21 protein-coding genes are annotated in these 22,042 nt (G+C 71.4%); 12 read left to right on the plus strand and 9 right to left on the minus strand.

Translation table 11 applies throughout. The features are described from left to right. The first annotated feature begins 97 nt into the window (after positions 1-97). Both ABZ833_RS29600 and ABZ833_RS29605 read left to right on the plus strand, forming a co-directional pair. Positions 98-3,610: a DNA polymerase III subunit alpha gene (locus ABZ833_RS29600; RefSeq protein ID WP_361052597.1), complete on the plus strand. Its 3,513-nt coding sequence runs from the start codon at positions 98-100 to the stop codon at positions 3,608-3,610. Next, positions 3,607-4,581 carry a hypothetical protein gene (locus tag ABZ833_RS29605; RefSeq protein WP_361052600.1) on the plus strand — a complete coding sequence of 325 codons (975 nt, stop codon included), beginning with the start codon at positions 3,607-3,609 and terminating at the stop codon, positions 4,579-4,581. Before ABZ833_RS29600 ends, ABZ833_RS29605 begins: the two co-directional genes overlap by 4 nt. Positions 4,582-4,596: 15 nt before the next feature. Here the strand turns inward: ABZ833_RS29605 and ABZ833_RS29610 are convergent, their stop codons facing one another. Together ABZ833_RS29610 and ABZ833_RS29615 are read right to left on the minus strand one after the other, a co-directional pair. After that, a complete protein-coding gene (locus ABZ833_RS29610) occupies positions 4,597-5,448 on the minus strand; it encodes an ABC transporter permease (RefSeq protein WP_361052603.1) in 852 nt (283 codons plus the stop codon). After that, entirely contained in the window at positions 5,445-6,353 is a 909-nt protein-coding gene (locus ABZ833_RS29615; RefSeq protein WP_361052606.1) for an ABC transporter ATP-binding protein, read from the minus strand. The genes ABZ833_RS29610 and ABZ833_RS29615 overlap by 4 nt, the downstream gene beginning before the upstream one ends. A 133-nt stretch (positions 6,354-6,486) precedes the next feature. Here ABZ833_RS29615 and ABZ833_RS29620 point away from each other — a divergent pair, with 133 nt between their 5' ends. From ABZ833_RS29620 to ABZ833_RS29630, 3 genes are all read left to right on the plus strand, one after another. Then, positions 6,487-7,806, plus strand: coding sequence for a sensor histidine kinase (locus tag ABZ833_RS29620; protein ID WP_361052609.1), 1,320 nt, complete (start codon positions 6,487-6,489; stop codon positions 7,804-7,806). After that, entirely contained in the window at positions 7,803-8,471 is a 669-nt protein-coding gene (locus tag ABZ833_RS29625) for a response regulator transcription factor (protein WP_361052612.1), read from the plus strand. The genes ABZ833_RS29620 and ABZ833_RS29625 overlap by 4 nt, the downstream gene beginning before the upstream one ends. A 163-nt stretch (positions 8,472-8,634) precedes the next feature. Next, the gene (locus ABZ833_RS29630) at positions 8,635-9,501 is read left to right on the plus strand and encodes an alpha/beta fold hydrolase (RefSeq protein WP_361052615.1); all 867 of its coding nucleotides are present in this window, start codon (positions 8,635-8,637) and stop codon (positions 9,499-9,501) included. Between the two features lie 65 nt (positions 9,502-9,566). Here ABZ833_RS29630 and ABZ833_RS29635 read toward each other — a convergent pair whose 3' ends face one another. The 3 genes from ABZ833_RS29635 to ABZ833_RS29645 all read right to left on the minus strand — a co-directional run bounded on the left by ABZ833_RS29635 (position 9,567) and on the right by ABZ833_RS29645 (position 12,110). Continuing rightward, complete coding sequence (locus tag ABZ833_RS29635) at positions 9,567-10,562, minus strand: lytic polysaccharide monooxygenase (RefSeq protein ID WP_361052617.1); 996 nt, start codon at positions 10,560-10,562, stop codon at positions 9,567-9,569. 316 nt (positions 10,563-10,878) lie between these two features. After that, positions 10,879-11,265 carry a peptidase inhibitor family I36 protein gene (locus ABZ833_RS29640; protein WP_361052620.1) on the minus strand — a complete coding sequence of 129 codons (387 nt, stop codon included), beginning with the start codon at positions 11,263-11,265 and terminating at the stop codon, positions 10,879-10,881. A gap of 158 nt (positions 11,266-11,423) precedes the next feature. Next, positions 11,424-12,110, minus strand: coding sequence for a response regulator (locus ABZ833_RS29645; RefSeq protein WP_361052623.1), 687 nt, complete (start codon positions 12,108-12,110; stop codon positions 11,424-11,426). 224 nt (positions 12,111-12,334) lie between these two features. On the opposite strand from ABZ833_RS29645, the gene ABZ833_RS29650 reads away from it, so the two are divergent. The 4 genes from ABZ833_RS29650 to ABZ833_RS29665 are packed head-to-tail and all read left to right on the plus strand — an operon-like array spanning position 12,335 to position 15,813. Beyond that, complete coding sequence (locus ABZ833_RS29650) at positions 12,335-13,318, plus strand: tripartite tricarboxylate transporter substrate binding protein (RefSeq protein ID WP_361053008.1); 984 nt, start codon at positions 12,335-12,337, stop codon at positions 13,316-13,318. Further along, on the plus strand, positions 13,315-13,863 hold the full coding sequence (locus ABZ833_RS29655) for a tripartite tricarboxylate transporter TctB family protein (RefSeq protein ID WP_361052626.1): 549 nt from the start codon (positions 13,315-13,317) through the stop codon (positions 13,861-13,863). Before ABZ833_RS29650 ends, ABZ833_RS29655 begins: the two co-directional genes overlap by 4 nt. Position 13,864: 1 nt before the next feature. Then, positions 13,865-15,373 carry a tripartite tricarboxylate transporter permease gene (locus ABZ833_RS29660; protein WP_249590847.1) on the plus strand — a complete coding sequence of 503 codons (1,509 nt, stop codon included), beginning with the start codon at positions 13,865-13,867 and terminating at the stop codon, positions 15,371-15,373. Beyond that, positions 15,370-15,813 carry a GNAT family N-acetyltransferase gene (locus ABZ833_RS29665; protein WP_361052629.1) on the plus strand — a complete coding sequence of 148 codons (444 nt, stop codon included), beginning with the start codon at positions 15,370-15,372 and terminating at the stop codon, positions 15,811-15,813. Before ABZ833_RS29660 ends, ABZ833_RS29665 begins: the two co-directional genes overlap by 4 nt. Before the next feature lie 45 nt (positions 15,814-15,858). Here ABZ833_RS29665 and ABZ833_RS29670 read toward each other — a convergent pair whose 3' ends face one another. Then, positions 15,859-15,999, minus strand: coding sequence for a hypothetical protein (locus ABZ833_RS29670; RefSeq protein WP_361052632.1), 141 nt, complete (start codon positions 15,997-15,999; stop codon positions 15,859-15,861). A gap of 108 nt (positions 16,000-16,107) precedes the next feature. On the opposite strand from ABZ833_RS29670, the gene ABZ833_RS29675 reads away from it, so the two are divergent. Beyond that, positions 16,108-17,208: a methyltransferase domain-containing protein gene (locus ABZ833_RS29675; protein WP_361052634.1), complete on the plus strand. Its 1,101-nt coding sequence runs from the start codon at positions 16,108-16,110 to the stop codon at positions 17,206-17,208. 52 nt (positions 17,209-17,260) lie between these two features. On the opposite strand, the gene ABZ833_RS29680 is transcribed toward ABZ833_RS29675, so the two are convergent. Then, on the minus strand, positions 17,261-17,800 hold the full coding sequence (locus ABZ833_RS29680) for a DUF402 domain-containing protein (protein ID WP_361052637.1): 540 nt from the start codon (positions 17,798-17,800) through the stop codon (positions 17,261-17,263). Then, positions 17,781-18,710 carry a GNAT family N-acetyltransferase gene (locus ABZ833_RS29685; RefSeq protein WP_361052639.1) on the minus strand — a complete coding sequence of 310 codons (930 nt, stop codon included), beginning with the start codon at positions 18,708-18,710 and terminating at the stop codon, positions 17,781-17,783. Before ABZ833_RS29685 ends, ABZ833_RS29680 begins: the two co-directional genes overlap by 20 nt. 94 nt (positions 18,711-18,804) lie before the next feature. Between ABZ833_RS29685 and ABZ833_RS29690 the strand changes: the two genes are divergently transcribed. Continuing rightward, positions 18,805-19,182: a GntR family transcriptional regulator gene (locus ABZ833_RS29690; protein WP_361053011.1), complete on the plus strand. Its 378-nt coding sequence runs from the start codon at positions 18,805-18,807 to the stop codon at positions 19,180-19,182. Between the two features lie 144 nt (positions 19,183-19,326). Here the strand turns inward: ABZ833_RS29690 and ABZ833_RS29695 are convergent, their stop codons facing one another. Beyond that, positions 19,327-20,421: a DUF5925 domain-containing protein gene (locus tag ABZ833_RS29695; RefSeq protein WP_361052642.1), complete on the minus strand. Its 1,095-nt coding sequence runs from the start codon at positions 20,419-20,421 to the stop codon at positions 19,327-19,329. Positions 20,422-20,594: 173 nt separating this feature from the next. Here ABZ833_RS29695 and ABZ833_RS29700 point away from each other — a divergent pair, with 173 nt between their 5' ends. Next, complete coding sequence (locus ABZ833_RS29700; protein WP_361052645.1) at positions 20,595-22,019, plus strand: xylan 1,4-beta-xylosidase; 1,425 nt, start codon at positions 20,595-20,597, stop codon at positions 22,017-22,019. The last annotated feature ends 23 nt before the right edge of the window (positions 22,020-22,042 follow it).

Genomic DNA, 22,042 nt, shown 5'->3' on the forward strand with positions numbered 1-22,042 from the left:
GGGTGCGGATCGAGTGTCGTACGTACGTTCGAAACTTGGTCTATGGTGGAGGCGGGGGATGTGAGGTCGGATCGGTTCAGGGTTTCAGGAGGTGCGTGTGCCAGGGTTCACGCATCTGCACACCGTCTCCGGGTTCTCCCCGCGCTACGGCGCCTCGCACCCGGAGCGGCTCGCCGAGCGCGCCGCCGAGCGGGGCATGGACGCCCTCGCGCTCACCGACCGGGACACCCTCGCGGGCACCGTCCGGTTCGCCAAGGCCTGCGCGAAGGCGGGGGTGCGGCCGCTGTTCGGCACCGAGCTCGCGGTGGGGGAGCCGGCGCCCGCGAGCGGTGCGCGGCGGCGGACCCCGGTGCGCGGAGGTGCCTTCATCGACGAGTCGACCCCGCGCGTGACCTTCCTCGCCCGCGACGGCGCCACCGGCTGGGCCGCGCTGTGCCGCCTGATCACCGCCGCGCACCGGAGCGGCGAGGGGCAGCCCGTGCTCCCGTGGGAGGAGAACCACGGCGACGGCATGACCGTGCTGCTCGGCCCCGCTTCCGACGTGGGGCGCGCGCTCGCCGCCGGACGCCCGGACCGGGCCGCCCGCCTCCTGGCCCCCTGGCGCGAGCGCTACGGAGACGCGCTGCGCCTGGAGTCCGTGTGGCACGGCCGCGAAGGCACCGGACCCGGTTCGCTGCGCCTCGCCGCGCGCACCGTCGGCTTCGCCGCCGAGCAGGGGGTGCGCCCCGTCCTGAGCAACGCCGTCCGCTACGCCGACGCGGGGCTCGGCCCGGTCGCCGACGTGCTCGACGCCGCGCGCCGCCTCGTCCCCGTCGACCCGACCAAGGAACTCGACGGCGGGGAGCGGTGGTTGAAGGGCGCCGACGCCATGCTGGGCAACGCCGAGCGGATCGTGGAGGCGGCAGGCTTCCGCCGCGACACCGCCCACCGCCTGGTCGAGCAGACCCAGGCGGCAGCCGCCCAGTGCCTCGTCGACCCCGAGGACGACATCGGCATCGGCTCCGTGCGCTTCCCCGAGCCGCACCTCGTCGGCGCGGGGCGCCGCACCGCGCAGCGCGTGCTCGCCTCGCGGGCGGCGGCGGGGATGGTGCTGCGGGGGTACGACCGCTCCCCGGGCGCCCACGGCTACTGGGAGCGGATGCACCACGAGCTGGACGTCATCGCGTACCACGGCTTCGCCTCCTACTTCCTCACCGTGGCCCAAGTGGTCGACGACGTACGCGACTTGGGGATCCGGGTCGCGGCGCGCGGCTCCGGCGCGGGGTCCCTGGTCAACCACCTCATCGGCATCGCGCACGCCGATCCCGTCGAGCACGGCCTGCTCATGGAGCGGTTCCTGTCCACGCGGCGTGCCGTCCTGCCGGACATCGACATCGACGTGGAGTCGGCCCGCCGCCTGGAGGTCTACCGCGCGATCATCGGCCGCTTCGGCACCGAGCGGGTCGCGACCGTCGCCATGCCCGAGACCTACCGCGTCCGCCACGCCATCCGTGACGTGGGCGCCGCCCTCTCCATGGACCCGGCCGAGATCGACAGGATCGCCAAGGCCTTCCCGCACATCCGCGCGCGGGACGCACGCTCGGCGATGGAGGAACTGCCCGAACTGCGCGAGGTGGCGGGGGAGGCGGAGAGCCACGGGCGCCTGTGGGAGCTGGTCGAGGCCCTGGACGCGCTGCCGCGCGGGATCGCCATGCACCCGTGCGGTGTGCTGCTCTCCGATGCCTCGCTGCTCGAACGTACGCCCGTCGTGCCCACCAGCGGCGAGGGCTTCCCCATGTCCCAGTTCGACAAGGAGGACGTGGAGGACCTCGGGCTGCTCAAGCTCGACGTGCTCGGCGTGCGGATGCAGTCGGCGATGGCGCACGCGGTGGGGGAGGTCGAGCGGGCCACGGGCGCGCGGGTGGACGTGGACGCGGTGCCGCCGGGGGATCCGGCGACGTATCAACTCATCAGGTCCGCAGAGACGTTGGGCTGTTTCCAGATCGAGTCGCCGGGCCAGCGTGACCTGGTCGGGCGCCTTCAGCCCGCGACCTTCCACGACCTGGTCGTGGACATCTCGCTCTTCCGGCCTGGTCCTGTCGCCGCCGACATGGTGCGGCCCTTCATCGAGGCCCGGCACGGCCGCGCGCCCATCCGCTATCCGCACCCGGACCTGGCGGGGCCGCTCAAGGAGACGTACGGCGTCGTCGTCTTCCACGAGCAGATCATCGAGATCGTGGACATCATGACCGGCTGCGGACGCGGCGAGGCTGACCGGGTGCGGCGCGGTCTCTCCGACCCCGAATCGCAGGGGCGGATCCGGTTCTGGTTCGCGCAGCAGGCGGCGGCGAAGGGGTACGACGCCGAGACCATCGGGCGGACCTGGGAGATCATCGAGGCCTTCGGTTCGTACGGCTTCTGCAAGGCGCACGCGGTGGCCTTCGCCGTGCCCACCTACCAGTCGGCGTGGCTGAAGGCCCATCACCCGGCCGCGTTCTACGCCGGGTTGCTCACGCACGACCCCGGCATGTACCCGAAGCGGCTGCTGCTCGCGGACGCGCGGCGGCGGGGGGTGCCGATCCTTCCGCTGGACGTGAACCGGTCCGCGGTCGCTCACCGTATCGAACTGGTGTCCGGTTCTGCGGGTTCGGAGGGCTCTCCCGGCGCTCCGGACCGGTGGGGCCTGCGCCTCGCGCTCTGTGACGTCCACGGCATCAGCGAGGCCGAGGCGGCGCGGATCGCCGACGCCCAGCCCTACGCCTCGCTCCTGGACTTCTGGGAGCGGGCAAGGCCGGGCAAACCGGTCGCGCAGCGGCTCGCGCAGGTCGGCGCGCTCGACGCGTTCGGCGCCAACCGCCGTGACCTGCAACTGCACCTGACGGAGCTGCGGCGGGGCTCGCGGGGCTCCTCCGGGGCCCAACTCCCGCTGTCCGGCGGGCGGAAGACGGCCCCCGCCGGGCTGCCCGACCTGGACGACGCGGAACGGCTCAGCGCCGAGCTCGGCGTCCTGGGCATGGACTCCTCGCGCCATCTCATGGGCGACCATGCGGAGTTCCTGCGCGAGCTCGGCGTCCTGACGGCCCGCCGCCTGCGGGAGGCCGAACACGGGGCGACCGTCCTGGTCGCGGGCGCCAAGGCGGCCACCCAGACCCCGCCGATCCGCTCCGGGAAGCGGGTCATCTTCACCACCCTGGACGACGGCACCGGCCTGGTCGACCTGGCCTTCTTCGACGACGCCCACGAACGGTGCGCGCACACCGTCTTCCACTCCTGGCTGCTCCTGGTCCGGGGCGTGGTGCAGCGGCGCGGCCCGCGCAGCCTCAGCGTGGTCGGCGCCGCCGCATGGAACCTGGCGGAACTGGTGGAGCTGCGCCAGGAGGGCGGACTCGACGCGGTGGGCGCGCGCCTTGCCGAGCCGGGACCCGAGGGGGAGAGCGAGAGCGGCGGGACCCCGGCGGACGGCGGCGCCCCGCATCCGGACGGCGGTTCCTCGACTCCGGCGGACGGCGGCCGTCGCATCCGGATGTCCACGGGGTACGAGATGCACCCCTGGGCCGACCTCCAGCCGCCCGGCGAACGGGCGGCCACAGGGCGGAAGTTGTGGCACCAGAGCCCGGGGAGCGCGGGATGAGCACCCTGTGCGTACGGTTCCTCCTGCCGCCCATGTACGAGGCTGCCCTGCCCCGACTGCTCCTGCTGCTCGGCGAGTTCAGCCCTGTCGTCGAGGCCCTGCCGCCCGACGCCGCGCTCGTCGACGTACGGGGAGCGATGCGCTACTTCGGGCGCGACGCCGTCGAACTCGCCTCGGTGATACGGGTACGGGCGCTCGCCCTGTACGGGGTGGACTGCGTGATCGGCGCCGGTCCTGGACCGATGCTCGCGCGGATGGCCGTGCGGGGAGCCGCACCGGGGGTGACCCTGGCCGTGGGCCCGGAGCCCGACGCCGTCGCGGAGTTCCTCGGGCCGAAGCCGGTCGCCGAACTGCCGGGGGTCGGCCGCGCCACCGCCCGCACCCTCTGCTCGTACGGCCTCGACTCCGTCGGCAAGGTGGCCGCCGCGCCGCTGTCCACCCTGCAGCGCCTCGTCGGCGCCCGCGCGGGCCGCGAGCTGCGCGAGAAGGCGCACGGCATCGACCGCGCACGCGTCGTGCCGAACGCCGCCGCCCGCTCTCTCGCCTCTGAACGCCCCTTCGCCCGCGACGAGTTGGACCCCGCGCGACACCGCAGGGCGCTGCTCTCGCTCACCGACGAACTCGGTGCGCGGATGCGCGACGAGGACCAGGTGTGCCGCTCCCTGACCCTCACCGTGCGGTACGCCGACCGCTCCACCACGACACGCACCCGTACGCTGCCCGAGCCGACCGCGCACTCCGGCGCGCTGACCGGATCCGCGTACCGCATGTACGACGCGCTCGGCCTCCAGCGGGCCCGGGTGCGCGGCATCTCGCTGCGCGCCGAAGGGCTCGGCCCCGCCGAACACGCCGCCCACCAGCTGATGTTCGACCCGGTGGACGACAGGGCCCGCAGAATCGAGGCGGTGGCCGACCGGGCGCGGGCGAAGTTCGGTCCCGGCGCGATCGTGCCGGGGACGCTGGCGGCGTAGCACCGTGCTCCGGGGTCACAGATCCCTGCGGTGCACGGCCGCCACCATGACGGCCACCGCGGCCACCGGCCACGCCGCGAACACGATCCACGCCTCGGTGACCGACGCCGGGTACCTGCCCTGCGGGAAGCCCATCGAGGGATTCTCGATGAGGGCGTTCCACGCCGTGACCGGCATCGTGTTGCCGAGTTCCTTAACCCACCGGTACGTGTCGCCCTGGAGGAAGGCGGGGACCAGGATCAGCGTCACGAGGGACGTGACGATGCTGCCCGTGGCGTGCCGGACGAGCGCACCGACGGCCATGCCCACCAGCGCGCTCAACGGAACGAGCAGCGCGGACGCCACGACGGCCCGCAGCGCGCCCGGATCGCCGATGGACAGACCCCCGTGCTCGCGCAGGATCGCCTGCGTCACGCCGAACGAGGCCACGGAGACGATCGTGCCGAGCGCGGACATCACCACCGTCATGACGACCGCCTTGGCCAGCATCACCGCACGCCGGTCGGGGACGGCCGTGAACGTCGTCCGGATCAGGCCGCTGGTGTACTCGCCGAAGACCGTGAGAGCGCCCACGCTTCCCGCGACGACCATCAGGATCTGCCAGGCGGGGTCGACGAACGCGCTCGACAGGGTGTCGAACTCCGGTCCCTGCCCGGCCGGGACGGCCGGATCCTGACGCGAGAGCCAGCTGAGGTTGGACAGCGCGGAGTTCACGTTGATCCCGGTGACGGCCAGCGCACCCACCGCGAGGACCCAGTAGGTCGAGCGCAGCGACCACAGCTTGATCCACTCGGCGGCGACGAGGTGGCGGAAGCGGGCCCGGGGTTCGGCGGCCCCGGTGACGGAGGGGAGGGCGACGGTCGTCATCGGGGGTCTCCCGCGAGGTATTCGACGCTGTCGGCGGTGAGTTCCATGAACGCCTCTTCCAGGGACGCGGAGCGGGTGGCGAGTTCGTGGAGCCGCATCCCGTGCCGGAAGGCGAGGTCTCCGATCCGGGGGGCGGGCAGGCCGGTGACGGTGAGGGCTTCGCCGTCCGCCTGGACACAGGCGCCCTCGGCCGTCAGGAGCTCCGTCAGGGCGGGGGCGTCGGGCGTGCGGACCGTGACGCTCAGACGGGTGCCGCGGGCGGCGAAGGCGGTGACGCTCTCGGCGGCGATGAGTTCGCCGCGGCCGATGACGACGAGCTGGTCGGCGGTGTTCTCCATCTCGGACATGAGGTGACTGGACACGAAGACGGTGCGGCCCTCGGCGGCCAGGCGCCGGAACAGCCCGCGCACCCACAACACCCCCTCCGGATCGAGGCCGTTGAGGGGTTCGTCGAAGAGGAGCACCGGCGGGTCGCCGAGCAGCGCGGTGGCGATCCCCAGGCGCTGCCGCATGCCGAGCGAGAAGCCGCCCACGCGCCGCCCCGCCACCTCGGTGAGGCCGACCTCGTGCAGCACCTCGGTCACCCGGCTCCGGGGGATGTCGTTGCAGCGGGCCAGCGCGCGCAGATGGGCGCGGGCCGTGCGGCCGCCGTGCACATCGCCCGCGTCGAGGAGCGCGCCGACATGGCGCAGGCCGCGCGGCCGGGAGGCGAAGGCGCGGCCGTCGATGGTGGCGCTGCCGCCGCTGGGTCCGACCAGGCCGAGCAGCATCCGCAAGGTCGTGGTCTTGCCCGCGCCGTTCGGACCGAGGAACCCGGTGACCTGCCCCGGGCGCACGGTGAAACTCAGGTTGTGTACGGCGTTCTTGGTGCCGTACCGCTTCGTCAGCTCATTGACTTCGATCACGCGGACCACGGTGTCGCGGGCCGGGCCCGCCCGGCATCGGGCCATCGGCCACACCCGCCGGCGGCTCGGTAGCCCCTGGGCGTACGACCGCGGGCCAATACCCCCGCGAGCGGCGGCCGCATACGATCGGCGCATGGACGTCACACCAGGTCAGGAGCTGTCCGCGAAGGGCCGGAACAAGGGCAGCCGCACGCTCGTCCCCGGGCGGCGGTGGCCTGCCGTACGCACGGGTCTGGCCTGGAGCGGGGCCGTTCTCTTCCCCGCCGTCACGTACGTCACGTTCTCCGACGGACAGCAGGGCTTCGACCTCCTGATGGTCCTCGCGTCGCTCGTGCTCGCGGCCGTGGTCGCCTCGCTGCTGCGCCGCCGTCCGCTGCCGGCCCTGGCCTCGCTGCTCCTGGGCGGGGTCGCGGCCACGATGGAGATGCGGACGTCGGAGGTCAGCTATCTGCAGGTCTTCGCCGGGGTCTGTGCCGTCGGCTATCTCGCGGCCGCCCGTCCGCGACGCACGTCGGTCACCGCCGCCGTCCTGGCGTTCACGGCACAGATGGGCTCCCTCTTCGGCTTCCCGCCCGACACCGGGTGCCTTCCCGGCGAGTACGGGATGCGCAACTGCTCGTCGTCCGCCTGGGCCGACGACAGCGGCCAGAGTGCCGTGCTCGTAGCCGTCCTTCTCATCGCCGCCTGGATGGCGGGCAGTTCGGCCCGGGAGCGCCGCACGCACGCCGAGGCCCTGCGCTCCCAGGCCACGGCCCGTGCCGTCACCGCCGAACGGCTGCGCATCGCAAGGGAGTTGCACGACATGATCGCGCACAGCATCGGCGTCATCGCCATCCAGGCGGGCGTGGGCAGCCGGGTCATCGACACCCAGCCCGCGGAGGCCCGCAACGCGCTCGCCACCATCGAGGCCACCAGCAGGGAGACCCTCGCGGGGCTGCGCAGGACGCTGGTCGCGCTGCGCAGGCCGGAGTCGGAGCCGGGGGCCGCCGGCGGGACGCCGGACTCGGCCCGCGCCACCTCCGCGCCACCCCGCGACACCTCCGCGCCGCCGCCCCGCGAACCCGCCCCCGGGCTCGCCGACGTCGACCGCCTCGCGGCTTCGGCGCGGGACGCCGGAGTCCACGCCGAGATCCGCAGGCGGGGGGAGAGCGGCCCGCTGCCCGCCGACATCGACCTGGCCGCGTTCCGCATCCTTCAGGAGGCCCTCACCAATGTCGTACGGCACGCGGGAACGGACACCTGCCGGGTGACCGTCGAGCGGCGGGACGGCGAGCTGTCCCTGGAGATAGAGGACGACGGCCGGGGCGGTCTGCCCGCGGGCACCGGGTTCGGCCTCGTCGGCATGCGTGAGCGAGTCGCCCTGCTGCACGGCCGGTTCACCGCGGGACCGCGCCCCGAGGGCGGCTTCCGGGTGACGGCCCTGCTGCCCCTGCCGCCGATGGAGATCCGATGACCGAGCCCGCAGTCAGAGTCGTCCTCGCCGACGACCAGCCCCTCGTCCGCGCGGGCCTGCGCGTCCTGATGGCCGACACCGCCGACATCGAGGTGGTGGGGGAGGCGGGGACGGGCACCGAGGCGGTCCGGCTGGCGCGGGACGTACGTCCCGACGTCGTCGTCATGGACATCCGCATGCCCGGCATGGACGGCATCGAGGCCACCCGTCTGATCACGGCCGACGGCGGGGCGACGCGCGTCCTCGTCCTCACCACCTTCGATGACGACGACTACGTGTACGGGGCGCTGCGCGCGGGCGCGAGCGGATTCCTCGTCAAGGACATGGCACTGGAGGACATCCTCGCGGCGATCCATGTGGTGGCCGCAGGGGACGGCCTGATCGCGCCGAGCGTCACCCGGCGCCTGATCGAGGAGTTCGCGGCGCGGCCCGAGCCCACGCCTTCGGTGCGGCGGACGGCCGGCGGCATCACCGACCGCGAGTGCGAGGTGCTGACGCTGGTCGGCCGCGGCCTGTCCAACGCGGAGATCGCGGCCGAGCTCGTCATCACCGTGGCCACGGTCAAGGCGCACGTGGCGCGGCTCTTCACCAAGCTCGACTCCCGTGACCGGGTCCAACTAGTCATCATCGCCTATGAGTTGGGGCTGGTGGAGCCTCCTCGGTAGGGGGTTGTGGGGGGACTGTGCCAGTGATTGCTGGAAGTTTTACTGACGCGTAACTTCACACTTCTACGACCGGCCCTTAATTTGGCGTGTGCACGGCATCCTCGTGATCCGGATCACAGGGCTCATTCATCGCAACTCCCTTGAGCCGCAAGGAGATCACACGATGCTGCCCTGGAGACGAGCGCTCAGAGCGCTTGCCGCCGCCCTTCTCATGACGGGCGCGCTCACCCTCACCCCCGCCGCCACGGCGTCCGCCGCACCTGCCGCCGCCACCGCCTCGTCGAGCGGCTGGAACGACTACGGCTGCAAGCCGTCGGCCGCCCACCCCCGCCCCGTGGTCCTGGTCCATGGCACCTTCGGCAACTCCATCGACAACTGGCTCGTCCTCGCGCCGTACTTGGTCAGGCGCGGCTACTGCGTCTACTCCCTCGACTACGGCCAGCTGCCCGGAGTGCCGTTCTTCAACGGGCTCGGCCCGATCGACAAGTCGGCCGAGCAGCTCGACGGCTTCGTCGACAAGGTGCTCGCCTCGACGGGCGCCGAGAAGGCCGACCTCGTCGGCCACTCGCAGGGCGGCATGATGCCCCGCTACTACCTGAAGTTCCTCGGCGGGGCGCAGAAGGTGAACGCCCTGGTCGGACTCGCGCCCGACAACCACGGCACGACCCTGCTCGGCCTCACCGGACTGCTGCCCTACTTCCCGGGCATCGAGGACCTGCTCACCACCAAGACCCCGAGCCTGGCCGACCAGGTGGCCGGATCACCGTTCCTGACCAAGCTCAACGAAGGCGGCGACACCGTCCCCGGCGTGCGCTACACCGTCATCGCCACCAAGTACGACGAGGTGGTCACCCCGTACCGCACGCAATTCCTGAACGGCCCCGGCGTACGCAACGTGACCGTCCAGGACCTGTGCCCCGTCGACCTGTCGGAGCACGTGGCGATAGGGATCCTCGACCGGGTCGCGCACCACGAGGTCGCGAACGCGCTCGACCCGGCGCACGCGACGCCGAGCACCTGCTTCTCCTGACGGCAGAGGGCCGCCGCCCTCCCTTGACGCACGGGAAGGCGGCGGCCCATCGATGCTCAGCCGGTTCAGCGGCCGTGGCGCGCCGTCCGGCGGCGGGCCGTGCCGAACATGGCCGCGGCACCGATGGCGAGGGCGGCGGCGCCGCCGATCGCGATGTACGGGGTGTTGCTGTCGCCGCCGGTCTCGGCGAGGTTCTCGTTGGCCGCGGCGACGGGCTTCTCTGCGCCGCCGTTCACCTCGGGCTCGTTGGCGGCGGTGTCGTCACCCGCGGCCGGGGCCGCCTCGGAGGCCTCGGCGCCCGTCTTGGCGTCGCTGTCGCCGTGGCCGTGGTGCTCGACGGTGGACTTCTCGGCGCCCGCGGCGATGTCCTTCTCGGAGGGCGCGGAGGCGGTCGGGGCCGGAGCCGCGGCTTCGGTGCCGCCGCTGTCCTTGCCGAAGACGACGTCGGAGCAGGTGTAGAAGGCCTCGGGGGAGTCCGAGCGCTGCCAGACCGAGTAGATCAGGTGGCGGCCCGACTTGGCCGGGACCTTGCCGTCGAAGACGTAGTCGCCGTTCTCCATCTTCGGGTCGGCGACGTCGACGAACGGCTTCTCCTCCAGGTCCGACCACTTCAGGGGCTTGCTCGGGTCGTACGAGTCCTTCGTGATGTACAGCTCGAAGGAGCCCTTGTGCGGGGCGGTGCCCTTGTAGCGGAAGGTGTGGTTGCCGCCGGACATCTTGCTGGACGGCCAGTCGGCGCGCGGCAGGTCGAGGCCCTTGTACTTGTCGTTGCCCGCGCTGCACAGCTTGCCGTCGGGGATGATCTCCTTCGACTTGCCCGCGGCGTTCGCGATGTTCACGCCGTTCCAGTCGTAGAAGGCCTGCGTGCCACTGGCCGCCACGGCAGCCTTGCAGGCAGCCGACGTCGGCGACTCCGGGCCTTCCTGGAAGCACGCGGAGACACGGCTCACCGGGTCCGTCATCGAACCGTGCGCGGCGGCGGGGGCGGCCGACAGGGCGGTCAGGGCGAGCGGGGCGATCCCGACGGCGGCGATCGCGGCGACCTTGCGACGTGCGGTCATGAGTGGTTCTCCTCAGCGGCGGTTCTGGGGGGGGGTGGGGGACACGAGACGGTTGCGAACGGCCGGTGCCGCCCCCCGATTGCGTGCGGCGCCGACGGTTCGTAACCGGCCCGGCGACGAGAAAGCTAGCCGCTGAAATCCCCGGATTCGCCTGCTGGGAGGGGGTGATGGCGATCTTTATGGTGCGGTTAAGGGAGGGCTAACCGGGGGCTGAGGCTGGGCCTGTGCGCGACCCGGTTTGACCAGTACGTGAGCTACGGGCCGGTCCGTGGGGGTCCGGGACGCAGCGCGGCGCGTGGCGGTACTCGGTCGGTGCTCAGGGGCACTCAGGGCCCCAGTAGTAGGACTTGATCGTCTTTCCGCCGTTCAGGTTTCCCTTGCCCTCGTCCGGTCCGTAGTGCAGGCACTTCTTGCCTCCTTCCTTGAAGGAGACGTACACGTGGTCGTAATCGGTCTGCTGGCGCCCGTTGTTGAAGTAGGAGTAGCGAAGTCCGCATATGGAGTCCGGTCGGTCGCCGGACGATCCACACCAGTCACCGGACTGGTTGTAGCCGGAGTAGTAGCAGACGTGCCCCAGTGGACAGGGGTCTTGGGCGGTGCCGAAGCGCGGGACGGTGGAGTCGGCTGACGCGGACGGCGCGATGAACAGAGTTCCGCTCAGGACTGCGACGCTTGTGCTCGCCAGTAGCGTGCGTAGCTTCAAGGTGCTCTCCCCCTTGGTTGCGTGCTGGAGCGCTGGATGCTGAACGCGCCGTCGCACGGTAGGGCCTGGCCACAGGCACTGCACACCCCAGTGCTCCGAGGGTGACGACGGGGGGTTGATGTGCTACTTCGTCCGTGGTTGCCCCGCCGCCCGCCCCCCTACCGCACCCACCGATACCGCCGCTCCGGCCGCCCCGTCCCCCCGTACCGGAGCGTCACCTCGACCCGGCCCGTGTCCGCGAAGAACTCCAGGTAGCGGCGCGCGCTCACCCGTGACAGTGCGCCCTCCTGCGCGCACTCCGAGGCGGAGAGGCCTCCCGGGTGTCGCCGCAGTGTCTGCTCGACCAGGTCGGCGGTGTGGGCCGCCAGGCCCTTCGGGAGTTCCCGGGAGCCCGGCGGGCGGGGGCCGAAGATCTGGTCGATGTCCTCCTGGCGCGCCTCGTCCAGGCCGTCAAGGCGGGCCCGCACCGCCGCCACGTGCAGCAACTGCTCGCGCAGCGCCGCCTGGTTGAACGGCTTGATCAGGTAATGCAGCGCACCGGCCCGCAGCGCCGCCCGCACGATCTCCGCGTCCCGCGCCGCCGTGATGAACAGCGCGTCCAGCGGCTGCCGGTCCCGGTCGCGCTCCTCCACGGCACGCAACTCCCGCAGCACCGCGATGCCGTCCATATCGGGCAGATAGACGTCAAGAAGTACGAGATCGGGGCGCAGCCGCTCCACCGCCGCCAGCGCCTCCGTACCGCTGTGCGCCACTCCCACCACCGAGAATCCGTCCACCGCGGACACATAACGGCTGTGCAGTTTGGCGACCATGAAGTCGTCGTCCACGACCAGCACCCTTGTCATCGCCGCAGGCTAAGGGCGCGACCACAACGACCACAACGTCCGTTGATTCCGGAAGAGAGACAGCTTCTTAACGCGCAGGCAACATGTGGGCCACCTCACAGGTATCCCCGTCCCCGCGGACGGCGGCCGGGTTCCCGCCCCCACGGGGAACCCGGCCGCATCAACTCCCCAGCAATGACGACGTATCCCCAGCAATGACTACGTACCGACAGGTGGTGGCACACGTGCGTCTGCGCACACCCCTTGCCCTGCTCGGGGCCGCGCTGCTCGTGCTCGCAGGGCCGCCGCTGCTCTCCACGGGCAGCGACGCCGAGACCGGCACACAGATCCCCGGCCTGCGCATCATGGTCCCCAACACGCCGGGCGGCGGCTACGACATCACCGCCCGCACCGCGGCGAAGAACGCCGAGGACGCCGGACTCACCCACAACATCGAGGTGTTCAACCTCCCCGGCGCCGGCGGCACCGTCGGCCTCAGCCGCCTCGTCGGCGAGCACGGCAACGGCAAGCTCGCCATGTCCATGGGCCTGGGCGTCGTGGGCGCCGCACGCTCCAACGACTCGCCCAAGACCCTCGCCGACACCACCCCCATCGCCCGCCTCACCGAAGAGCCGGACGTCGTCGTGGTCGCCAAGGACTCGCCGTACAAGGACATCAAGCAGCTGGTCACCGCCTGGAAGAAGAACCCCGGCAAGCTCCCCGTCGGCGGCGGCTCATCCCCGGGCGGCCCCGACCACCTCGCCCCCATGCTGATGGCGCGCGCCGCCGGGATCGACCCGAAGAAGGTCAATTACGTCCCCTTCGACGGCGGCGGCGAACTCCTCGCCTCGATCCTCGGCAAGAAGGTCGCCTTCGGCGTCTCGGGCGTCGGCGAGTACCTCGACCAGATCAAGTCGGGCGAGCTGCGGCTCCTCGCCACCACCGGGCCCAAGCGGGCCAAGGGCCTGGACGGGCCGACCCTCAAGGAGTCCGGCTACGACGTGGACTTCACCAACTGGCGCGGCATCGTCGCACCGCCCGGCCTCTCCGACGCGGAACGCAAGAAGCTCACCGGCCTGGTCAGGAAGCTCCACGACTCCCCCCAGTGGCGCAAGTCCCTCAAGACCAACGGCTGGGACGACGCCTTCCTCACCGGCGACAAGTTCGGCGACTTCCTGGCCGCCCAGGACAAGAGCGTGGTGTCCGTGCTGAAGGAGCTGGGACTGTGACGACGACGACCACCGAAACTCCGCCCGGGGAGAGCGGCAACGGCAGCAGCCGCCGCGCCTGGCTGCGCGAGCACTCCGAACTCGGCGTGTGCGTCATGTTGTTGGCCCTCGGCGCCCTCGTCCTCACCGACGCGCTCACCATGGACGTCGAGATCGCCCAGCGCGGCCCCATCGGACCCAAGACGGTCCCGATCGCCGTGGGTATCGGACTCCTCGTCGTCGCCGTGATCCTCGCCATCGACGTCCTGCGGGGCGGCCGCGGCGAAGCCGAGGGCGGCGAGGACATCGACCTGTCCGAACCCGCCGACTGGCGCACCGTCCTGCTCCTCGCCGGAGTCTTCCTCGGCGCCGCCGTCCTCATCGAACCGCTCGGCTTCCCCATCGCGGGCGCCCTGCTCTTCTGGGGCGCCGCGTACGCCCTCGGCAGCCGTCACCTCGACCGCGACCCGCTCATCGCGGCAGGGATCTCCCTCATCACGTACGTCGTCTTCAACAACCTGCTCGGGGTGCCGCTCCCCGGCGGACCACTGATGGGAGTGCTGTGACATGGACGCCTTCAACTCCCTGATGGACGGCTTCGGCACCGCCCTCACCCCCATGAACCTGCTCTGGGCCGCCGTCGGCGTGCTCCTGGGCACCGCGATCGGCGTCCTGCCCGGCATCGGCCCCGCGATGGCGGTGGCCCTGCTGCTGCCCGTGACCTACGGCCTGGAGCCGACCGGCGCGTTCATCATGTTCGCGGGCATCTACTACGGGGCGATGTTCGGCGGCTCGACGACCTCGATCCTCCTGAACACCCCAGGTGAGAGCGCCGCGGTGGTGGCCGCCATGGAAGGCAACCCGATGGCCAAGGCGGGCCGCGGCGCACAGGCGCTCGCGGCCGCCGCCATCGGGCACTTCGCGGGCGGCATCATCGGCACGATCCTCCTGGTGGCGCTCGCACCGACGGTCGCCGACCTCGCCGTCGACATCGGGGCGCCCGACTACTTCGCCATCATGGTGCTCGCGTTCATCGCCGTGACATCGGTCCTCGGCTCCTCGCGCGTACGAGGACTCGCCTCGCTCCTCATCGGCCTCACCCTCGGCCTGGTCGGCCTCGACCAGATGACCGGACAGCAGCGCCTGACCTTCGGCTCGCTCCAACTCGCCGACGGCATCGACGTGGTGATCGTCGCCGTGGGCCTCTTCGCGATCGGCGAGGCCCTGTGGGTCGCGGCCCACCTGCGGCGCACCAGCGGCGAGGCGATCCCGGTCGGCCGCCCCTGGCTCGGCAAGGCCGACGTCAAGCGCACCTGGAAGTCCTGGCTGCGCGGCCCGCTCATCGGCTTCCCGTTCGGCGCGATCCCGGCCGGCGGCGCGGAGATCCCCACCTTCCTCTCGTACGTCACCGAGAAGCGCCTGTCCAAGCACAAGGACGAGTGGGGCAAGGGTGCGATCGAGGGAGTGGCGGGCCCCGAGTCGGCGTCATCGGCATCGGCGGCGGGCACGCTCGTCTCCATGCTGACACTGGGCCTGCCCACGACGGCGGTCGCGGCAGTGATGCTCGCGGCCTTCCAGCAGTACGGGATCCAGCCGGGCCCGCTCCTCTTCGAGCGCGAACCGGACCTGGTCTGGGGCCTGATCGCCTCCCTCTTCGTGGGCATGGTCCTGCTCCTGGCCCTGAACCTCCCCCTGGCCCCGGTCTGGGCGAAACTGCTCCGCATCCCCAGGCCCTACCTCTACGCGGGAATCCTCTTCTTCGCGGCAGTGGGCGCCTACGCGGTCGGCGGCGAGGCCCTGGACCTGGTGATCCTCCTGATCATCGGCCTGATCGGCTTCGGCATGCGACGCTACGGACTGCCCGTCCTGCCCGCCGTCATCGGCGTCATCCTCGGCCCGAACGCGGAACAGCAACTGCGCCGCGCCCTGCAGATCAGCGACGGCAGCGTCAGCGGCCTGTTCGACACGCCCTTCTCGATCACGGTGTACGTGATCATCGCGCTGATCGTGCTCTGGCCGCTCCTGAAGAAACTGCTGGTGCGGGGCAGGAGGACTGACGTAGACGTAAAGGCATGACAGCCGACATCCGCCTCGCCACCGCCGCCGACGTCCCCGCCGTGAAGGCGGTGACGGACGCCGCGTACCGCCCCTACATCGAGCGCATCGGTGTCGTGCCCGTCCCCATGGAGGCGGACCATGCGGCGGAGGTGGCGGCCGGACGGGTGTATGTCACCGGAAATCCGGTGGTGGGTGTCCTGGTCCTGGTCCCGCACGAGGACCACCTGTTCCTGGACAGCATCGCGGTCCACCCCGAGGCCGCGGGCCAAGGGGTGGGCCGTCGCCTGCTCACGTTCGTGGACGAGCGGGCGCGGGAACTCGGTCTCCCGGAGATCAGGCTCTATACGAACGCGATGATGTGGGAGAACCAGAAGATCTACCCGCGGTACGGCTACGAGATGGTGGAGCGCAGGGTGGAAGGCCCTTACGACCGCTACCACTACAGGAAGAGCCTCTAGCGGTTCGTGCCGTGCGGACTTCTCCTGCCCTGCGGGCGGCAGGCCTCACCCATCGGGCCACCAGGTCCGCTGGACGTCCTTGCGGACCTCCGGGCGCTCGCGGGGGCGGTCCTCGGACTCGTACTTCTCCCGGATCTGGCGATTGGTGGGCTTACCGACGGTCTTGTGCACGGTCACACGGCGCATGGCTGCCTCCCTGTACTACCGATGTCCAAGGTGGGACGTCTGTAGACCTCTGCGGGGAGGGTTTCTCATCCGAGTCGGATTGTCAGTGGCGAGTGTCACCATCGCCGGATGAGTATCGACTGGGACGCTGAGGCGGCCACCTTCGACGACGAGCCGGACCACGGGCTGCGGGACGCGGTGGTCCGGGAGGCGTGGGCGGAGCGCCTGGGGGACTGGTTGCCACAGGCCCCCGGCGACGTGCTTGACCTGGGCTGCGGCACCGGAAGCCTCTCCTTGCTGGCGGCAGGGCGGGGGCATCGCGTCACGGCGGTGGACCTGTCGCCGAACATGGTGGAACGGGCCCGCGAGAAGCTGTCAGGGCACGAGGCGGAGGTGCTGGTCGGCGACGCGGCCGAGCCTCCGGTGGAGGGGCGCCGTTTCGACGTGATTCTGGCCCGGCACGTGCTGTGGACGCTGCCGGACCTGGAGGCGACGCTGCGCCGCTGGTGCGGGCTGCTGCGGCGGGGCGGACGCCTGATCCTGATCGAGGGCGTATGGGGCACGACGAACCCTGCCGGCATCCCCGCGTCCCGCCTGATCAGCGCACTGACCCCGATGACGGGCCGTCTCCACTCCGAACGCCTGTCGGGCGACGAGCGGTTGTGGGGGAAGAGAGTGGAGGACGAGCGGTACGCGATCGTGGCGCACGTCGCCGGGCCCCGCCGCCACAAGGAGGTGGTGGACGTCCACCTCATTCTCCGCCGCGGTGAGGAGGTTCTCCTCGCCCGCCGCGCCAACACCGGTTACGGCGACGGCCTGTTCAACACCCCCTCCGGCCACGTCGAGCCCGGAGAGGACGTCCGCATGGCGGTGATCCGCGAGGCGAAGGAGGAGATCGGCCTCGACCTCACCCCCGAGGACGTGAGCGCCGAACTGGTCATCCAACACCGGGGACCCGGCGGGAATCCCCGCATCGGCTGGTTCTTCGAAGCGACGTACGGCGCGGGCGGCGAGCCCTTCAACGCGGAGCCGGACAAGTGCGACGACCTGAGCTGGCACAGGGCGGACGCGCTGCCGGACGACATGGTGGCGTACTGCAGGGCAGGGCTCGAGGCATGGCGGGTGGGGGAGCGGTTCGTTCTGCACTGGCAGGAGGAGGGGGATGCGGTGGGGTATGAGGCGGGTGGGGCCGGGAGGGCGGTTGCTCTCGGGCCGCGGGCCGACGGCTGAGCTCTCCCGGTCGGCCGGGCCGGAAGTGTCCGGCCCGGCCGAGCCGGTGGCCTTACGGTGCGGTGGGGTCCGTCCCGGGGGAGGACGGGGCGAGGGAGGCTCCGGTGCGGGCCAGGTGTTCCAAGGTGTTCAGGGCGGACAGGGCCTGGGAGGCGGCCTCGGGGTCGCGTTCGGACAGGCCGCTCTCCGCGAACTCGTCCTCGTCCAGGCGCAGGATCGTCTCGCCGTCCGCCGAGCACCACAGGTCCAGGTCCAGGTCCTCCACCGTGAGCGTCGCGCCGTCCCGTACCGCGGGGCGCGTGACGTCGCAGTACCAGCCCTTCAGGACGCCCGCGGACGTGCGGACCTCCTTCACGGCGTACCAGCGGTCACGCCAGTAGTGCTCCGTGAAGACGTCGCCCGGCTCGAAGCGTACGAAGCCGAAGTCCCGTACCCCGGCGGCCGCCCACGGTGCGCGGACCGTCACCACGGTGCCGTCGTCCGCGACGACCTCCGCGGGGTAGCGGATCTTCGTCCGGCCCGCCTTCATCAAGATGACGTCCACCTTGTCGGCCGTCTTGTCCACTGCCGTGTCATCCGAGGTCTCGGACATGGCGTACCTCCGTTGCGCAGATCTCGTAGCCGAACCATTTGTTGATCGCCAGCATCGGCTCGTTGCCGGCGTCGTTCCCGGTGAACGCCTCGGTGCAGCCCACGGTCCGCGCCCGGTGCAGGGAGTCGTTCTTGGCGAGCTTGGCAAGGCCGCGCCCCCGGAAGGCGCGTCCGGTGCCGGTCATGCCGCTCGCGTAGCGCGACGCGTCGTCCGTGCGGGCCAGCGTGAAGGCCGCGGGCCGGCCGTCGACCATCGCCACCGAGGTCAGTTCGCGGTTCACCAAGGGGTGGTTCCAGGTCTCGGCGAGCCAGTGTTCGTAGTCCGTGAACTCCGCCGCCACATCGCTCGGTTCGTCCGCCACTGTCTCCGCGTCCAGGTCGAAGAGGGCGCGCGGGTCCTCCCCGAACTCCGCTCCCGTACGCAACTCCACTCCGGCGGGCAGCTCTTGGCGCGGCGGCAGGGTGCCGCCCGCCAGGTCGAGGCGGAGGAAGTGGGCCGAGCGGCTCGCGCGGTAGCCGCGTGCGGCCGCGAAGGCGCGGTTCGCGGGCTCGTCCAGGACCCAGGAGAAGACCGTGGTGGCGCCTTCCGCCGCCAGGTACTCCTCCGCCGTCCGCAGGATCAGCGACCCCGCGCCAAGACCGCGCCGCTGGGGGAGTACGTAGACGTTGGCGAAGCCCTGGCCCGGGTCGGGGCTGTCGTGGGCGATGCCCACCTGCGCCGTGCCGATGATCTCTCCGTCGGCCTCCGCGACCAACTGGCGGTAGCGGGAGTCGGGATGGGCGTGCGCCAGGTCGAACTGGATCGAATCGGCGGTGGCGAGCATGGCGGGTACGCAGGCGCGGCGGACGACGGCGAAGGCCTCGGCATCGGGTCGGCTGCCGGGGCGCAGGGCGCGGACTAGGACGGTCATGGGGCCGCACGCTACGCGCGTGGCGCGTCGGGGTGCCTCTTATTTTCCGGGGGTGCGGGACAATCGCCGCGTGACGTTGAAGATCGAGATCGAGATGGACGGCGGGGGCGCCGCCGGGGCGAGTGGCGTGCCGCCCTACGAGCAGGTGCGGGCCCAGATCGCCGAGCAGGCGCGGGGCGGGACGCTGCCGGTGGGGTACAAGCTGCCGACCGTGCGGGGGCTCGCCCAGGAGCTGGGGCTTGCCGCCAATACGGTGGCCAAGGCGTATCGGGCCCTTGAGGCGGACGGGGTGATTGAGACGCGGGGGCGTCATGGGACGTTCGTGGCCGCGGCCGGTGATGCGGCGGCGCGGGAGGCTTCGGCCGCCGCCCAGGCTTTTGCCGAGCGGGCTCGGCGGCTTGGGCTCTCCGAGGATGCGGCGTTGTCCGCTGCGAGGGATGCGTTGCGGGCGGCTTACGGGGACTCGGGGTGACTGCTGCTCCCGGGCGGGGCGGTACGTGACGCCCTGCTGATTCGGCACCCGGCAGCTTCGCGTTGTGCCCACCTGTTCCGCCCTGCGGAACGCCTGCCCACAACGGGGGCCTGGACGGCTGCGGGCTGAACACCCGCCCCCGGGCTACAGGTAAAGCCCCGCGTCCGCCCCCTCCCGGGGGTCCGGGACCGACGTGGGGGAGGTCCCGCGCCGCAACGCGTAGAGCTCGGCCAGCGTCGCGCCCTCGCGGGAGACCCCCTCGTCCGTGCCGAGCCAGTCGACCGACTCCGCGCGGGTCAGGCTGCCGACCTCGATCCGGGCGAGGCACCGGCCGGGCCGGACCACCGCCGGGTGGAGCCGCTCCAGGTCCTCGTTGGTCGTGACGCCGACCAGGACGTTGCGGCCCTGCCCGAGCAGCCCGTCCGTCAGGTTCAGCAACCGCGACAACGCCTGCCCGGCGGTGTGCTTCGCCTCCCCGCGGATCAGCTCGTCGCAGTCCTCCAGGAGCAGCAGCCGCCAGCGGCCCTTCGCCGTGCCGTCGTCCTCGCCGATCGCGATGTCCATCAAGTAGCCGACGTCGCTGAACAGCCGCTCGGGGTCAAGGACGCAGTCCACCTGGCACCAGTCCCGCCAGGACCGTGCGAGCGTCCGCAGCGCCGACGTCTTGCCCGTGCCCGGCGGGCCGTGCAGCAGCAGGAGGCGGCCCGAGATGTCCTCGGGAGTGGTCTTCATCAGGGAGTCCATCGCCTCGGCGACCGGCGCGGTGTAGTTCTCCCGCACCTCCTCCCACGTACCGGCGGCGATCTGCCGGGTGGTGCGGTGCGGGCCGCGCCTCGGGGAGACGTACCAGAACCCCATGGTCACGTTGTCCGGCTGCGGTTCGGGCTCGTCCTGCGCGCCGTCCGTCGCCTGCTTCAGGACCTTCTCCGCGAGGTCGGCGGTCGTCGCCGTCACCGTGACGTCCGCGCCGCGGTTCCAGCGGGAGATCAGGAGCGTCCAGCCGTCGCCCTCGGCCAGCGTCGCACTGCGGTCGTCGTCGCGGGCGGCGCGCAGCACCGTCGCACCCGGCGGGAGCAGCGTGGAGCCCGACTTGACGCGGTCGATGTTGGAGCTGTGCGAGAAGGGCTGCTCGCCGGTGGCGAAACGGCCGAGGAAGAGGGCGTCCACGACATCCGACGGAGAGTCGCTGTCGTCGACGTTGAGCCGGATCGGCAGGGTGTCCTGAGGGTTCGCAGACATGCCGCCATGATCCGGCACACAAGTGCCCTCGTGCATCCCGGTTTACGTACTCCGCCGTACTCCGTTCAGGTGCGCAAACGCGCCGCGTGCGCCCGCGGAAGCCGCCGGGGTGCCGCAATACCGTGACGCGGAACCCGTGCTACCGCCAACTGCCACGGATACTCTTGCCCTTGATGGGACGTCATGGGTGGAATTCGGGGGCACAGCGGTGGCGGCTCACCGCGCTGCTCGGCGTTGCTCTGGCCGCACTGGCCCTGATCCTGACCGTCATCACCACACTCCCCGGCGACGGCACGGGCACCGAGGGCACCACGCGCGACGGGGACAAGGTGCACGGCACTCCGGCCGTCCCGCCCGACGAGGCCAAGCCGGCCGTCGGCTGGGGCTTCACCCACACCCAGTACAGCGCGGACGAGGGCACGGACGCCGCCACGCGGCGCGCCGAGACGATGCTCGCCGAGCAGCCGCGCGCGCTGCCGCAGATCCAGCACATCATGGGCTGGGGCGCGAGCAACCCCGAGCCGGTCAAGGGGCGTTACGACTTCGAGGCGATGGACCGGCGGATGGACTTCATCCGCGCCACCGACGCCACGCCGGTCGTCACCCTGTGCTGCGCCCCGGACTGGATGAAGGGCGGCAAGCCCGGCGCGGACAGCACCGACTGGAGCCAGCAGGCCCTGGAGACCGCCCCGGAACGCGCCCACTACAAGGACTACGCGAAGCTCGCGGCGACGGTCGCCAAACGCTATCCGGACGTACGTCACTTCATCGTCTGGAACGAATTCAAGGGCTTCTGGAACAGCGAGAAGGCCCGCTGGGACTACGAGGGCTACACCGAGCTCTACAACCTGGTCTACAAAGAGCTCAAGAAGGTCAACAAGGACATCATGGTCGGCGGTCCCTACCTCGTGATGGACAGCGTCGACCCGCGCCAGACCGAGGGGGCGTCGAGAGAGGTCAAGGGCGCCTGGGGCCGCATGGACCAGCGCGTCCTCGACGCCTTCGACTACTGGAACAAGAACAAGACGGGTGCGGACTTCGTCGTCGTGGACGGCTCCAGCTACACCGTCGACGACGAGATGCTCCCCGACGAGTTCAAGGCCACCGACAAGCTCACGGCGGTCGGCAAGTGGGTGCGGTCACGCACCGGCGACCTTCCGCTGTGGTGGGCCGAGTACTACGTGGAACCGGGCGACAGCAACGACGACCGCGACGACTGGTCCGAGCCGCACCGCGTCGCCGTCCAGGCGTCCGGCCTGATGGCGATGGCCCGCGGCGGCGCGAGCAGCGGCTTCTACTGGAACCCGCAGAACAGGGGCGAGGACTGCGCGGGCTGCCTGTGGCGCTCCACCGAGCTCGAGGACGGCGGCACGGAGCTGCCGATGCTGAAGATGCTCTCCCGGTTCAACGAGGAGTTCGGGCCCGGCACGGAGTTCGAGAAGGTCTCCGTCGCCGACGACGACGTACCGAACGTCCGTGTCCTGGCCGACAAGGAGACGGTGCTCGTCGTGAACACCCTCGACCGCACGATCGACGCGAAGATCGACGGGCAGCGGTTCGAGCTGAAGGGGTACGGGGTGAAGTGGCTGAAGCGGTGATCCGCCCCAGCCACCACCACCCA

Origin of the sequence: Streptomyces sp. NPDC047525, from assembly GCF_040643025.1 — a bacterium.
GTDB lineage: Bacteria > Actinomycetota > Actinomycetes > Streptomycetales > Streptomycetaceae > Streptomyces > Streptomyces durmitorensis.